The organism is Streptomyces sp. PT12 (assembly GCF_003311645.1).
In the GTDB taxonomy this organism is placed as follows: Bacteria; Actinomycetota; Actinomycetes; order Streptomycetales; family Streptomycetaceae; genus Streptomyces.
Genome location: NZ_QEST01000261.1, coordinates 1 through 291, shown reverse-complemented (window position 1 = coordinate 291; position 291 = coordinate 1). Strand labels below are relative to the sequence as shown.

The window sequence follows — 291 nt, the reverse complement described above, 5'->3', positions numbered from 1 at the left end:
CGTTAGCGAAGAGACTGTCGCCAATGAAAATGTCGTCAAAGGCTTCGAGTGTCGCAACGGCAGCCGTCACGGATTCATTCCACTCGGCCGCGCCGCGAGTTCTTGTTCGTTGGCTGCGAGCCACGCGAGCAAAGCACGCACCGTGATGGGGAATGCCGGCGGGTCAACACCTTCGGCTTCAAGCGCAGCCAAACGCGCCATGAGGCCGCTTGGCAGCTGTTCCCGGGTGAGGGGAAGGTCGAGAAGCGGTTGAAGTTCTCCGACGAACTCGAAGAGCCTTCCTACGGCCGC

The 291-nt window shown here is 61.2% G+C and carries 1 protein-coding gene; it reads right to left on the bottom strand.

The annotated features are described in order from the left end of the window. Positions 1-66: 66 nt before the first annotated feature. The coding region (locus DEH69_RS32175) for a hypothetical protein (RefSeq protein ID WP_220131355.1) at positions 67-291 on the bottom strand (225 nt) is incomplete at its 5' end.